This window comes from Acidovorax sp. SUPP2539 (assembly GCF_030158975.1).
GTDB lineage: Bacteria > Pseudomonadota > Gammaproteobacteria > Burkholderiales > Burkholderiaceae_C > Paracidovorax.
Genome location: NZ_BQXJ01000003.1, coordinates 42,469 through 57,505, shown reverse-complemented (window position 1 = coordinate 57,505; position 15,037 = coordinate 42,469). Strand labels below are relative to the sequence as shown.

Genomic DNA, 15,037 nt, shown 5'->3' with positions numbered 1-15,037 from the left:
GCCGCAGCAACCCTGGCCGCCTACAGGGACAAAGCGTCCTCCGTGGAAGACGGCACGGCGGGTGGTGCAGGGAGCATCACCTTGTCAGGCGTCATGGGGGTGGAGCGCACGCGCCGGCCAGTGGCATGGAAGATGGCATTGCACACGGCCGCCGCCACACCCACGATGCCGATCTCGCCCACCCCCTTGGCGCCCAGGCGGCTGACGATGCGGTCATCCTCCTGCACAAAAATCACATCGATCGGTGGAATGTCGGCGTTGGTGGCAACGTGGTATTCCGCATAGTTGTGATTCATGAACCGGCCCAGGGCATGGTCGGTCTGCGTCTCTTCATGCAATGCCTGGCTGATGCCCCAGACCACGCCTCCGGTGATCTGGCTGTGGGCCGTTTTGGCATTCAGAATGCGCCCTGCGGCGACGGCACTGACCACCCGCGTGACACGAACCGTCCCCAGGGTCTCGTCTACTCGCACCTCGCAGAACACGGCGGAATGCGTGGCCCGCACGAACTTCTTTTGCCGGAGCAGGTTCGGAAGCATGAGGTGACGCACCTCGATCAACGAGCGCCCTTGCGACGCCAGGATGTCGGCGAATGCGACGCCCAGGTCCTGCGGCGGGGCGTCCCGGCGACGCATGCGACCCGCCTTGAATTCCACCTCCTTGAGCAGCACCTTGCCGAAGCCCATGCTTCGGCTGCGCCTTGCCAGCGCCCAGAGCAACCGCTGCAACTTCTCGCATGCGCCCTCCACCGCGGCACCGACCGTCGCTACATGCGACGATCCGCCTTCCACAGGGGCCAACGGCAGGTTGGAGTCGCCCAGGGCGAAGGTCACCTGTTCCAGTGGCAAGCCCATCGCTTCGGCGGCGATCATGGCCATGACCGTGTACGTGCCAGTACCGATGTCGGAGGCCGCACTGCTCACGACCAACCGCCCATCCGCATGCATCACCGCGCGGACACGCGCGAACATCTGCATGGCATCCCAGGTACCCGTGGCCATGCCCCAACCAATCAGCTCTCGCCCCTGCTGCATGGAACGCGGCTCCAGGGGGCGCTGCGCCCAACCGAAACGCTCCGCACCTTGCTGGTAGCACGCATGCAGCTCCTTGGTAGAGAAAGGCAAACCCTTCGAGGCATCGCGCTCCGCATAGTTCTTGAGCCGCAAGATCAGCGGATCCATGCGCAGCTGATAGGCCAATTCGTCCATGGCCACTTCCAGCGCGTGCACACCATGGGCCGCCCCCGGTGCGCGCATGTCCAAGGGGCTGTACTGGTCGAGCGGCACCAGTCGGTACCCGAGGCTGACGTTGTCGCACTGGTATAGCTGACCGGACCAGTTCACCACCACTTCCACATAGTCTTCCAGGCGCGAGGTCTCAGCCACTGCCTCGTGCATGACGGCCTTCAGGGTACCGTCGCGATCAGCGGCGAGCCTGACGCGCTGCCATGTCTCGGGCCGGTGCCCGAACGTGAACATCTGCTGCCGCGTGAGCACCACCCGCACCGAACGCTGCAGGTGCAATGCGGCCATCACCGCCAGGATGAGCTGGTACTGCGGCCGCAGGCCCGACCCGAATGCCCCGCCAACGAAGGGGTTGCGAACGGTCACCTCTTCCTGCGAAAGACCGAACACGCGCGACACCACCCATCGGCTGTTCTGCGGGCTCTGGGTCTTGTCGTAGATGGTGAGATGGCCATCGGCACCGCGCAATACGGTGGAGGCATGCATCTCCATGGGATTGTGGTGCTCTACACCGCTGTAGTACTGGGCGTCGATCTTGACAGGCGCCGCGCCGAACGCTCGCGGTGCGTCACCCCGGGGCTTGGGTGGCGGTGAATAGCCGGCCTTGAGCCTGCTCGACTCCCGCGCGCGGCGCAAGTTGTGCAGCAGGTGGGTCTCGTGTTTTTCGACCTCGTAGTCCAGTTCCACCAAGGCGGCCGCACAGCGCGCCGCCTCGAAGGACGTGGCCACCACCAGCGCGACCGGCTGGCCGCTGTAGTGGATGCGCGCGTCGTGCAGCGGCTTGAACGGAGAGCCCCCAGGGGCGGTCATGTCCTTGTAGAAAAGATCGAGCGACCGAACCGCGGGCCGGTTCGTGTGTGTGATGACATCGAGCACGCCCTGCACTGCAAGCGCTGGATCCGTCCGCAGATTCAGAATCCGCCCTTTTGCCACAGTGCTGTTGACGACCACTCCATAAACCAGGTCATCGCTGGCATGCTCCGCAGCGTAGCGCGCTTGGCCCATGACCTTGAGGCGGCCATCGATGCGGGAGACGGGCGCACCCGTCTTCACCAGCCCGGTGCCGGGCTCCGCCATCGGCTGCTGGGAGAGGGCCTGCAAGGCGACGGTGTCTGTCCGAAAATCATCGTGGGTGCTCATGGCTGAAATTCCTGCACAGGTTCGGTACCCAGCTCTCCGGTGTTGGTCAGTTCGCCATCGCGCGCCATCTCGAGCGCACGCACGATGGCACGCCGGGCCAGAACGATCTTGAAACGGTTGTCGCCGGATCCACCCGGGGCACCATGGCCACGGGCGTCCCGCAGAAGCAAATGCGCAGCCGCGTGGAAAGGCGCGGCTTCCGGACGCTGCCCCTCCAGAAGCTGTTCTGCCTCGGCGTCGCGCCAGGGCTTGTGGGCCACGCCACCCAACGCAATGCGGGCGTTTCGCATCAGCCCGGAAGCGTCCAGCTCGAACGCCGCAGCCACCGACACCAGGGCGAAGGCATAGGAGGCCCTGTCACGCAGCTTCAGATAGGTGCTGTGCCGCTGCAGCCCGTTAGCCGGAAGCTCGATGTGCACGATGAGTTCATCGCCGGCCAGCGTGTTGTCGCGCTGCGGCGCGTTGCCTGGCAAACGATGGAAATCGGCGAACGCGATGGTCCGCTGCCCGCTCGGCGATTGCACATGCACCACCGCATCGAGCGCGGCAAGCGCCACGCACATGTCCGACGGATGCGTGGCCACGCAATGGTCGCTGGTCCCCAGGATGGCCAGTTGCCGGGCCAGCCCTCCCCGCGCGGGACAACCTGTGCCCGGTTCACGCTTGTTGCAGGGAGTTCCGGTGTCGTAGAAGTAGTGGCACCGTGTGCGCTGCAACAGATTGCCCCCATTGGTCGCCATGTTGCGAATCTGCGGCGATGCGCCCGCCAGGATGGCAGCCGACAGCAAGGGATAACGTTCCCGCACCAAGGGATGGCGCGCGGTGGCAGCATTCCGTGCCATGGCTCCGAGGCGCACGCCGCCCTCGGGCCGGGCCTCGATGGCGGCCAGCGGCAGGCGGCTGACATCGATCAGCCGCCGTGGGCGCATGACGTCTTCCTTCATCAGGTCGATCAGGTTGGTTCCCCCCGCAAGAAACTTGGCCTGCGGTGCGGTCTCGCCAATGTCGGGCGCTTGACCGGGCATCGCCGCCAGCGCAGCGTCGGCAGTGGCGACGGCTTCGTACACGAATGCCCTCATGCCTGGCTCTCTTGCACTGTGAAGGGGGCAGGCGACGACAAACGCATGGCATCGACCCGAATGCCAGCCACCTGAGCGACCGCCTGCACGATCTGCGGATAGGCACCGCAACGGCAGAGGTTACCGCTCATGCGTTCGCGGACATCGTCCGCCGTCTTCGCACCGCCTTCGTTCATCAGACCCACGGCGGAGCACAGCTGCCCTGGCGTGCAATAGCCGCACTGGAATGCGTCATGGTCAATAAAAGCCTGCTGCAAAGGATGCAGTCCGGCACTCGTGCGGCCCTCTCCGGCCAGTGCAGGCAGGCCCTCCACCGTGGTGATGTCGACCCCCTCCTGCATGACCGCGAGCGTGAGGCAAGCGTTGATGCGCTGCCCATCGGCCAGCACGGTACAAGCGCCGCACTGGCCGTGGTCGCAGCCTTTCTTGGTTCCCATGAGTCCCAACCGCTCGCGCAGCAGGTCCAACAGCGTGACCCAACTGGGAATTTCGACTTCATGGTCTTGCCCGTTCACGCGCAGACGCACGGAATGGACAGAGGCGAGGCCGTCGCCGGGGCTCTCTGTAGGAGCTTCTAACAGGGGTGGGCTGGAGTGCATGGCGCTTCTTTCACGGCCGGGTGGGCGGGCGGGCCAGTGTGCTGGGCGGGCTGCAGCCAGGTTGTAGGAATTGCGCCTGCATCCACCCCAGCGTGAAATTTCTGCCAAGCTCCGGGAAAACCTCCCCGAACATCGCTCCACCCCATTGCCATTCGCCCCCAGATGCCAGTCCCTGATCCCAAGGGTGCTCTCCCCGTGCTGTTTCCCCCATTTCTGCCCTGGCGGGCCGTGGGCACCCTGCAAAGACTGTGTCTGCACAGTCCAGCCGCTTTGGAACCCCAGTCCGTCCCTGAAGCCACTGCCATGGCCGATCAGGGATTGCTTCGCGACCGGCATGCCCAACGGCTTTCGCCACGCCAAGTCCTGCTGGCTGGGACCGACGTGTATCGCGATCTCCAAATGCCATCGTTCACACTGCGCGAAAACCTGCTCATCGATTGGCCTACGGCAGGCCTTCCCTCCGGCTCCCTGTTGAAGATCGGCCCGGAAGTGGTGCTGTGGATCACCTTTGAGTGCGAGCCCTGCGCCCGCCTGGAGCAGCGCAAGCCAGGCGTCGTCAAGGCTTTGAAGGGCCGCCGCGGCGCGCTGGCGCGGGTGTTGCAAGGCGGCGTGCTGCGGGTAGGCGATGCGATCTGCCAGGGACCTGCACCGATTCCCCCCATGAGCAACGATTGGAAGGATCGCATCGCCCACATCGTGCGACGCATACCGGCTGGCAAGCGCATCGGGTACCGGCAGTTGGCGGACCTCGCTGGCGTCGCCAAGGGATACTGCCGGGCATTCCCAAGGGTGCTGGGCCAGTTGTGCCCTGATGTGGCAGAACGTGCTCAAGCAGGTAGCGTGGCGATGCATGCAGAGCAGCGCTGGGAGGGCACCGAACTCTTCGATGTACACGCATACCTGGCTGCGCAGGCCACGCACCATGCGACGGGTGGCCTGCCCGTTGCAGGGGCCGTTTCAGGGTTTACAGAAACAATTCGTTGAATCCCCGTGCAGACCGTACTTCGGCGTGCCGGCATGCCGGACACCGAGGGGGCGATCCACCCTTCCCTGGCAATCAACCGCCCATGGCGGCAACCAGTGAACGGGGCCGCATGTCCGTCCAGTGGGCCTCGATGTACGCACGGCAAGCGGTTCTGTCGGACGCAGGCAAGGCCACCTCCCAGCCAGCGGGCACATCGAGAAACGCGGGCCATAGCGAGTGTTGGCCTTCAGGATTGGTCAGCACCAGAAAGTGGCCGTTTTCGTCGTCGAATGGGTTGCTCATGTCAGATCTCCTTGAAGGTCATGCAAATTCCGCGATGGCGGAGGATGTTTCACGCAGTGCCGCCAGGGCCGATGCGATCTCGGTCAGTGCGTGGTGGCGCGCGAAATCCAGTCGCAGCGCTCGGGCGCGCTGCCGGTAGGAAGGGTTGTCCAGCAGCTTGCGCACTGCATCGCCGATCTGGCGCGCGCTGGGCTGCCCGGTGGCCAGGTTGATGCCGGCGCCTGACCAGGCGACGCGCGCGGCAATTTCCGGCTTCTCTTCGGTCGCGCCCGCCACGGCCAGCGGCACGCCCAGGCTGAGCGCGTGGTTGACCGATCCATATCCACCATTGGTGACCATGGCATGCACCTTGGGCAACAGACGGTCATAGGGCAGAAATGGCACCACACGGGCGTTGGCGGGAAGCATCGCTGCGCTGAGGCCCGGAGGCACCGGTCCGCCCGTGGTGGCAATCACCTGGATGTCATCGAACCTGGCCAGCGCCTGCACGGTGGGCCCGATCAACTGCGCAGGGTTCTGATTGGCCAGCGTGCCCTGCGTGACCAACACGACGGACCGGCCGTCATCCAGTTCGGGCCACCAGTCGGGTGGGTTGAAGTCGGCACGTGACGGTGCCAGCAGTGGCCCCACGAACCGGACGGAGCCAGGCAGGTCGCTGCGCGGATACTCGAAAGATGCCGACGTCAGTTGGAGGTACAGATCCGGCAGCGTCACCATCGCATCGATGAAAAAGCGGGGCAGTGCCGGCGCCCCCAAGCGTGCCAGTTCGTCATTGAAATGGCGTTGCACGTCGCCGAACATGGCCTGCTGCAGATTGCGGTTCATGGCTTGGTTGCGAATGCGACCTTCGGCCGTCGACGAAGGCGGCAGCGCCGTGCCAAAAAAGGCAGTGTCCCGGCTGGACAGCGCCAGCGCCGAAATGCCGATGGCGACGATGGCGGGCCGCTCCTCCCTCGGTCCCAGCAGCAGCGGAAACGTGCCGCAAAACATCGTGTCCACCAAAATGGCATCGGCATCGAAATGCGCCAGGATGCGCCGCAACCCTGCCAACTGCGGCGCCATCGCGTCGGCAAAGAAGTGCTTCAGTCCAAAGCACAGCTGCGCATGGGCGGAGGGCTGTTGCAGACGTTGCGGAAACCGCCGGTCCAGCTCCTGGTGCTCGAAATCAATCGACGGATCGAATGCGGTAAAGGACGCGCCAGTGGCCAAGGCTTGTTCCCTGAAGTGGCTGGCAGTGTGCACCTGCACCTCGTGTCCCTGGCGCACCAGATGCTGGGCGATGGCCAGCATGGGCAACACATGTCCCGGCAAGGCGGTCGCTGCAATGAGATAACGTGCCATGGTTTCCTCCTTCGTTCATGAAATGCTGGTTTCCAGGGCACGGTGTGCCTTGGCGTCGATACCCAGATCGACGAAATAGCGGTGCAGCAGATCGCGATTCACCGGGCGGATCGCCGCGCCGATGGATTCGAGCTGCGCGTGCGTCGCCGCGCCGCACACCTTCGGTGGCGTGGCCGATGCGTCGTAGCGGTCCAGGATCGCCAGCACGGCAGCCAAATCGCGGTCCTGGCCCTCGGCCAGCCGCACATGGGCCCGCCGCAGCCAGGACTCCAGCGCCAACGGTTCCAGGTGCAGGCCGAGACGCTCGAACACCGGAGGAATGTCCCGCACCCGCAGCGGCGCCGGACTCATCAGGTGATACACCTGCCCCCAGGAAGATGCCCGGGCAGCCAGACCCAGGATGGCCCGCGCCACATCGTCCACCGGGGTCATGTTCAGAGGCAAGTCCATGTCGGGGATGGACTGCAGGTCCGCATACAGGTGTGCCACCCGCCAGATCAGGTCAGCGGCATTGCAAATCGCGTGATCGTGGTCACCGGTCACGGCACCGAGCCGGTAGATGGCCACCGGCATTCCCCGCGCCTGCGCTTCCCGAGCCAACGCGTCGGCGACCCACTTGCTCTGGCTGTAGCCGTCCACCAAGCCGTTCCAGGAAGGCAGCGCCGAACGCTCCGTGACCGTGCCACCGTCCTCGTTTTGACCAATCACGGCCAGCGTCGAGACGTAATGCAGGGTCTTGGGCCGCCCTTGCGAAGTCCATTCGAGCAACGTGACCACGCTGTCCACATTGGGGCCCTTCAGGCTGGCATACGGATGCAGAAAGTCCACTTGCGCAGCACAGTGGTAAATGGCGTCGCAGCCATCGCGGACCTGTTGCACGGCGGCGTCATCCAACCCCAGCCGCGGTGCACCCAGATCGCCGGTGACCACCTGGATTCGCGCATCGTCCCAGAGGGTGCCCAGTTGCCGCTCGGCCATGGTGCGCTGCAAGCGCTGCCGCCCCTGCGCCTCGTCGGCAGCCCGCACATGGCAGACCACGCAAGCCGAGGTGTCACGCAACAGCGCAGCCAGCAGATGGCTTCCGACGAATCCGCTGGCCCCGGTGAGAAAGACGCGCGCCGGCACCAGGGTGGGCGCGGCGGCCTGGCCCTGGATGTGCTCTGGCAAATGGATCTCGCGCGCCAGATCCAGGGCTGCGCCGTCATCGCCGGCCTGGTCGATCCATTGGGCCAATTGCGCGATCGACGGGCGGTTGTAAACCTCGGCATGCGGGAAATCGGGGTGGATCTGGTCCCGGATCCGCATACCCAGTTGGATCGCCATCAGCGAATGACCACCGATTTCGAAGAAGTTGTCATGAATACCCACCCGCGGCAAATGCAGGATCTCAGCCCACAGCGCGGCCAAAGCGATTTCCGTGTCGGTGCGTGGCGCGGCGTAGGGCTGGTCGCCTGGCGCCTGCGGCACAGGCAGTGCCTTCCGGTCGAGCTTGCCACTCGAGTTGAGCGGCAATACCGCCAGTTGAACGAAGGCCGCAGGCACCATGTACTCGGGCAGCGACAGCGCCAGATGGCTGCGCAGGTCGCCGGGGGCAAGCTCGCCCTCACCAGCGGCCACCAAATAGGCCACCAATCGCTTTTCGCCTGCCACGTCTTCGCGGGCAACCACCGCCGCCTGCGCGACCCAAGGGTGCTGGAGCAATGCCGACTCGATCTCTCCCGGCTCGATGCGCAGGCCGCGGATCTTCACCTGCTGGTCGGCACGACCCAGGAAGTCCAGGCTGCCATCGGCACGCCAGCGCGCCAAATCGCCCGTGCGGTACATGCGGCTGCCTGGCCCGCCATGCGGATTGGCCACGAATCGCTCTGCGCTCAGGGCTGGGCGCCCCAGGTAGCCCCGCGCCAGGCCTGCCCCTGCGACGTACAACTCGCCGGCCACGCCCGCGGGCACCGGCTGGAGGTCTCCGTCCAGCACGTACATATGTGTGTTGCAGATCGGTTGTCCGATCGATGGCACGGTCCCGGCCTGCATGGGCTCGCTCAGGCTCGCGCAGATCGTGGTCTCCGTAGGGCCGTAGGCATTGATCATGCGGCGACCCGGCGCCCACTGCGCTGCGAGCGCGGGAGGACACACATCGCCGCCGACCACCAGCGTTCGAAGCGCTGGGAATTCGCCGGGCGGCACCGAGGCCAGCGCGGCAGGTGGAATCAGGGCATGGCTGATCGATTGGCGAACCAACCCCTGCGCCAGATCCTGCCCCAGCCATGGCGCAGGCCCGGGCACCACCAGCGCGGCACCGACGTGAAAGGCCATCAGCAGGTCCATCACCGAAGCATCGAACCCACTGGAGGAAAACTGCAGCACGCGGGAATCCGGGCCGATCTCCATCCGCTCCGCCATGGAAGCGGCCAGGCTGTGAAGGCCTGCATGCGGCACCACGACGCCCTTCGGTGTCCCGGTGGAGCCCGACGTGTAGATGAGGTATGCCGCCTCCTGCGCGTGGGGGCCATCCTGAGGTCGCGCTCCACCCGAACCACCTGGGCGGCTGTCCGACTGGATTGCCAGGGCCGCAACCGTCAGGTCGCTGTCAAGCGCCATGCAATGGGCCACCTTGCTCAGCCTCGGCAGCAGCGCTTCGTGCGTAAGGACGGCGGCGGGAGCGGCCTCTTGGAACACCAACGCACTGCGTCCTGCCAGATGGTTCGGATCGAGAGGCAGGTAAGCCGCCCCGACCTTGACGATGGCCAAGTGCGCCACGACCAGATCGAGCGAGCGCGGCAGCACCGTCCCGACGATGGCCCCCGCAGCCACGCCCCGTGCCTGCAGCAGGTGGGCCAGGCGGTTGGCCCGTGTGTCGAGCTCGCCATAGCTGACCGTGGTGTCATCCAGAACCACCGCAGGTGCGTGCGGACGCCGGCTGACGTGGCCCTCCACCATGGAGGCAATGGTCTTGGTGGCCAAAGCTCGTTCGGAGTCGCTCCACTTCCGCAGCAAGCGGCGGCGCTCCTCGGGATGCAGGATGTCGATGCGGCCCAGCGCCTCGTCCGGTGTGTCGCACGCCTGCTCCAGCCAGTGCGCCAGCCGGGCCGCCAGAGACTCCACCGTGGTCCTGTCGAACAGATCGGTGCTGTATTGAATGCCGCCGGAGATCCCGCCGGGCAGGCCATCGTGATGGCGTTGCTCTGTCAGGATGAAAGACAGGTCGAATTTGGAGGTGTCGACGGCCACAGGCTGCGGCGTGATCGACAGCCCCGGAAGGCTGAATGACAGCCGGCTGCTGTTCTGAAATCCCAGCATGACCTGAAACAGCGGCAGATTGGACCGCGAGCGCCCCGGCCGCAGCAGTTCCACCAAGCGGTCGTAAGGAAAATCCTGGTTCGCGTAGGCCGCCAGATTGGTGGCACGCACGCGCTCAATCAGTTCGCGAAACCCGGGCTGGCCCGACGTATCGGTACGCAAAACGAGCGTGTTCACGAAACAGCCGATCAGCCCATCGAGGGCATGATCGCTGCGCCCCGCGACCGGGCTGCCGATCACGATGTCGTCGCCCGCCCCCAGGCGACTCAGCAACGCGGCCAGGGCAGCCTGCAGCACCATGAATAGGCTGGCTTGCCCGTCTCGGGCCAAATGCAGCATGCGTTCATGGACCGCAGCCGGTATGTGCAGCGGAACCACGTCGCCACGGTGGCTGGGCACCAGGGGGCGGGGACGGTCCACAGGCAATGCCATTTGCTCGGGCAGGTCGCGCAGCGCGTCATGCCAGAACCCGCGCTGCCGGCCAGCCAGGCTGTCGGGATCGTCTTCGCTGCCCAGCATTGCCTGCTGCCACAGCGCATAGTCGGCGTACTGGAGCGGCAGCGGCTCCCAATCCGGAGTCTGGCCGCTGCAACGCGCGGCGTAGGCCACGCTCAGGTCCCGCGCCAATGGCAGCAGCGAAGCACCATCGCCTGCGATGTGGTGGGTGAGCAGCAACAGCACATGCTCGTCCTCGGCCAGCCGGAACAGCGAGACCCGCAAAGGCATCGAATGGCACAGGTCGAAGGCGTGGCGGGCCGCCGCGTGCAACTGCGCAGTCAAATCGTCTTCGCAGGCCTCCGCCTCTATCACGGGTGGGTTGGCGTCGGCACCATCGAGGATCTGCTGGTATGGCAGTCCCGCCTCATGCGGGTAGATCGTGCGCAAACTCTCATGGCGCTGCACCAGATCGCCCAGGGCGACGTGCAGCGCCACGCGATCAAGCAGGCCGGACAGGCGCAACGCCAGGGGCATGTTGTAGGCCGGATTGGCGCCGTCCAGCTGGTTCATGAGCCATAGGCGACGTTGTGCGGACGACAGCGGAATCCGCGCCGGGCGGGGCATCGGTGCCAGGCGCGGCCGCGATACCGCCTCCTGGTCCAGCCGCTCCGCAAGCCCCGCAATGGTGGAGACCTGGAACAGGGTGTCCAGGGGAAGATCGATCATGAACTGCTGCCGGATCATCGAGATCAACTGCACGATCATCAGAGAATGCCCACCCAACTCGAAGAAGTTGTCGTGAATGCCGACGCGGGGCAAATGCAGTGTCTCGGCCCACAGGTCCGCAAGTGCCTTTTCCGTCGGTGTGCGCGGTGCCGCATAGGCAACGGCGCTCTGCACTTCGGGTGCAGGCAGGGCCTTTCGGTCGAGCTTGCCACTCGGACCGAGCGGCAAGGCCGCCAATTGAACGAAGGCCGAAGGCAACATGTACTCAGGCAAAGACAGCGCCAGATGGCTGCGCAGCTCACCGGGCGCAAGCTCGCCTTCACCGGCGGACACTACATAGGCCACCAGGCGCTTTTCGCCTGCCACATCCTCGCGAGCAATCACCGCCGCCTGCGCGACCCAAGGGTGCTGCAGCAATGCCGACTCGATCTCTCCCGGCTCGATGCGCAGGCCGCGGATCTTCACCTGATGGTCAGCTCGGCCCAGAAAGTCCAGGCTGCCATCGGCACGCCAGCGCGCCAGATCACCCGTGCGGTACATGCGGCTTCCCGGCCCGCCATGAGGATTGGCCACGAAGCGCTCTGCGCTCAGCACAGGGCGACCCAGGTAGCCTCGCGCCAGGCCCGTTCCCGCGATGTACAACTCGCCCGTCATCCCCACGGGCAAGGGCTGCAGGCCACTGTCCAGCACCACCATTTGTGTGTTCCAGATGGGGCGGCCAATGGGCACGCCTTCCGACCCCGGTTCCATCAGCGGCGTGCTTGGGCAGGCCCATGCGGTCACATCGACGGCCGCCTCCGTAGGGCCGTACAAGTTGTACAGTTCGCACCCCAACTGCTGGTGAAATTTGCGCGCCAGCGCAGACGACAAAGCCTCGCCGCTGCAAATCACTCGCCGAAGGCTGGAGCAGGCGGAGGCGGCCGGCTCCAGCAAGAAGACCTCCAGCATGGAGGGCACGAAATGCAAGGTGGTGATGTCTTCGCGAACGATGAGCTCCGCCAGGTACGCTGCATCCTTATGCCCACCCGGCTTGGCAAGCACCAGCGTGGCGCCGTCGATCAGGGACCAGAAGAATTCCCACACCGAAACATCGAAGCTGGAGGGGGTCTTCTGCAACACGCGGTCATCGGCTTGCAGGCCATACTGGTCCTGCATCCACCGGAGCCGGTTGACGATGGCGCGGTGCGAGACGGCGACCCCTTTCGGATTTCCGGTCGATCCAGACGTGTAGATCACATAGGCCGGCTGCGCGGTATCGAGCGTTCCCAGCGGCTCGGGGCGGGTTTCGGGATGGCTGCCCAGTTCGTCGATGGTTTCCGGGCCATCGAGCAGCACGAACGACACCGGCGCAGGCAAGGTCTGCGCCAGCGCCTGCGTGGTGACGAGGCATACCGGCCGAGCATCGCCGAGCATGTAGGCAATGCGATCGGCTGGAAAATCCGGATCGACCGGCAAATAGGCCGCCCCGGTTTTCAGAATGGCCAGCAAGGCCACCATGAGATCCAGCGACCGCGGCATGGCGATCGCCACGACGCGCTCGGGCCCCGCGCCACGCGCACGCAGCAGGTGCGCCAGCCGATTCGCCCTTTGATCCAGTTCACCACGGCTCAGCGTCTGGTCCTCGAACCGCAAGGCAATGGCTTGGGGATCTGCCAGCAAGCCGGCTTCGATGCAGGTGGAAAGGTGAGTGTCGGGCACCGCGTGCTCGGTATCGTTCAAGCCCATCAGCACCTGTTGGCGCTCCTGGACGCCCAGCAGTTCGATGCAGCCAATGGCCTGATCCGGCCGCTCGATCACTGCCGCCATGAGCGTCAGCAGCCGCCGCTGGTGCTCGGCCAAAGTCTGTGCGGTGTACAGCGCGGGATTCGCATCGAAATCGATCTGCAGATCTTGGCCGTTGCCGCGCTCGTACAAAAAGATGCCCAGATCCTCTGCCGTTCCGTTGGAAAGATTTCGTGGTTTGGCCACGTGCCCCGCAAAACGGAAGTCGTAGTCGAAAGGCTCCACATTGACGACTGTCGTGAAGAGTTGTCGATGGTTCAGCAGAAGATTCAAATCACCGCGCAGGGTCTCGTATCGGTAGCACTGGTGTCGCAGGATCTGGCGCATCTGGCGCCCCACTTCGCGAACGAGTTCAGGGAATGGCAGGTCAGGGCGCATCGACAGGCGCAGTGGCAATGCATTCGCCACCATGGCAGGCACCCGCCGCATGCGCTCGTTGTGCCGCGCAGTGACCGGGATGCCGATCACCATGTCTTCCACCCCCGTCGCGCGGTAGAGGTAAGCGGCTGTCGTGGCGATCAGGATCTGAGGCAGCGTGCTTCCCCAGGCCTGACCGATGGCCTGCAGCGCTTGAACGCTGGCAGCCGGCAGGTGCACGGTCTGGCGCAGGAGGCCGCCGATGTTCACCGACTGGCGCGACGCCAGGGTCAAAGGTTCCGGCACGTCAGCAAAGCGCTCCATCCAGTATTGGCGGTCTCTTGGAAACCGACCGGATTCACGGTAGGCGCGCTCCTCTTCGGCCAACTGTGCCATCGGCGCAAGTCGCGAAGCTTCAGGAACGACGCTCCCCTGCGCCAGCGCCGTATAGAGATCCGCAATGCGCCGTGCCACCAGGCCACCACCGAAACCATCCAGCAAGATATGGTGGCTGCGCTGATAGCAAACATGCTTTCCTGGTGCGAGCCGGATAAGCGCGCAGAGCCACAGCTGCCCTGATGCCAGTTCCGCCCGACGGCTGAAATCGGCCTGCATCCAAGCCTGCGCCGCAGCCATCGGGTCGGCCTCGCCACTGAAATCGAGGAAAGGAAGATCCCCAGTAAAGGTCGGTGCAAGCACCTGCGTCGGGCCTTGCCCCGCATCGACGAAGTGGAGCCGCGTGGCCTCGGCTTCGTGGGTGACTCGGCGCACAGCCTCGGCGAACAGTGCGGGATCGATGTCTCCCTCGATGTCGATGGCCTCAGCCAAGTTGAAGTTGGTGTCTGCCGAAGCGAACTGAGCCCCCAGCCACATGGCCATCTGGCCTGCCATGAGTTGGATGGAACCACCGGATTGATCGACCGTGCTCATGCAATTCTCCCTGTCGTATGGACGAAATTCAGCATCCGCACCTGTACGGACACGGACGTATGTCGCTCTTGAAATCGGTACTGGCAGGCTCGGACGAGCCTGGGACAGATCTGCCCGGCCAGGAATGGCAGGGTGTGGAAGTGCAGGCATCGCACGGCCTTGGAGGCCGCGCCTGCGCACTCAGTCGACGGTAGAAATCACGGGGGAAAAGATCTTCACCGTTGCTTCTGAAACCGGATGAATGCCCAGGCCATCCGGCCTGTGCCCTGCCGCATGACGGAGCAGTGGCGCATTGCAGAGGCGTGGCGCAGAAGGCATCCGCGCAGCAAATGCACCGAAGGAACGAAAGCGTTTGCGCGCATGGAGGCGCTGGTAGGCGGTGCAAGGACAAGCCCTGCCCGGGCCCGCTGGTGGGAATACCCTTTGGTGCTCGGCGTCGCTTGCTTCGGCACACGCCCGCAGGTGCAGGCCGAGCCCCTCAGCAACTTGGAGGCGCATGCAATGACACGCCTTCCGAATCACACCCGTGCGCGGCGTGCGCCCTCCCCATTGATTCAATGACATGAATCCCTCTCTTCCCTAACCATTACGGCTGTTTATTTTGAGCCGACACATTTATTTTCAAAAAAGTCTATTAGGGAAGCGCTCTCGCAATACAAGGGTTTACCCTTATTATTCAAACAATGAATAAAACACTCAGCAGCAATTCCACAAAAAATAATTACCAATAGAAAAAGATGATGAGCGATCACCATTCGTTTGGTCACCCCGAACCTGAACATAGCCCATCAGCGCTCCCAAGCAGTAGGCAGATTCCCTTCTGCGCGCAATCAATGC

7 protein-coding genes are annotated in these 15,037 nt (G+C 64.6%); 1 reads left to right on the top strand and 6 read right to left on the bottom strand.

Features of this window, described 5'->3' with window-relative positions; genetic code table 11:
- Positions 1-20: 20 nt before the first annotated feature.
- From AVTE2539_RS11605 to AVTE2539_RS11595, 3 genes are read right to left on the bottom strand one after another with little or no spacing between them, the layout of a single operon-like run.
- Positions 21-2,384: a xanthine dehydrogenase family protein molybdopterin-binding subunit gene (locus AVTE2539_RS11605; protein WP_284410790.1), complete on the bottom strand. Its 2,364-nt coding sequence runs from the start codon at positions 2,382-2,384 to the stop codon at positions 21-23.
- The gene (locus AVTE2539_RS11600; RefSeq protein WP_502868909.1) at positions 2,381-3,463 is read right to left on the bottom strand and encodes an FAD binding domain-containing protein; all 1,083 of its coding nucleotides are present in this window, start codon (positions 3,461-3,463) and stop codon (positions 2,381-2,383) included. The genes AVTE2539_RS11605 and AVTE2539_RS11600 overlap by 4 nt, the downstream gene beginning before the upstream one ends.
- The gene (locus tag AVTE2539_RS11595; RefSeq protein ID WP_284410787.1) at positions 3,460-4,062 is read right to left on the bottom strand and encodes a (2Fe-2S)-binding protein; all 603 of its coding nucleotides are present in this window, start codon (positions 4,060-4,062) and stop codon (positions 3,460-3,462) included. Before AVTE2539_RS11595 ends, AVTE2539_RS11600 begins: the two co-directional genes overlap by 4 nt.
- 303 nt (positions 4,063-4,365) lie before the next feature.
- Between AVTE2539_RS11595 and AVTE2539_RS11590 the strand changes: the two genes are divergently transcribed.
- Entirely contained in the window at positions 4,366-5,046 is a 681-nt protein-coding gene (locus AVTE2539_RS11590; protein WP_284410785.1) for an MOSC domain-containing protein, read from the top strand.
- A 73-nt stretch (positions 5,047-5,119) separates the two neighbouring features.
- On the opposite strand, the gene AVTE2539_RS11585 is transcribed toward AVTE2539_RS11590, so the two are convergent.
- Genes AVTE2539_RS11585 through AVTE2539_RS11575 form a run of 3 tightly spaced genes read right to left on the bottom strand, consistent with a single transcriptional unit; the run spans position 5,120 to position 14,200 of the window.
- Positions 5,120-5,329, bottom strand: coding sequence for an MbtH family protein (locus AVTE2539_RS11585; RefSeq protein WP_272567380.1), 210 nt, complete (start codon positions 5,327-5,329; stop codon positions 5,120-5,122).
- 18 nt (positions 5,330-5,347) lie between these two features.
- The gene (locus AVTE2539_RS11580) at positions 5,348-6,670 is read right to left on the bottom strand and encodes a glycosyltransferase (protein WP_284410783.1); all 1,323 of its coding nucleotides are present in this window, start codon (positions 6,668-6,670) and stop codon (positions 5,348-5,350) included.
- Positions 6,671-6,685: 15 nt separating this feature from the next.
- Positions 6,686-14,200, bottom strand: coding sequence for a non-ribosomal peptide synthetase (locus tag AVTE2539_RS11575; RefSeq protein ID WP_284410781.1), 7,515 nt, complete (start codon positions 14,198-14,200; stop codon positions 6,686-6,688).
- Positions 14,201-15,037: the final 837 nt, after the last annotated feature.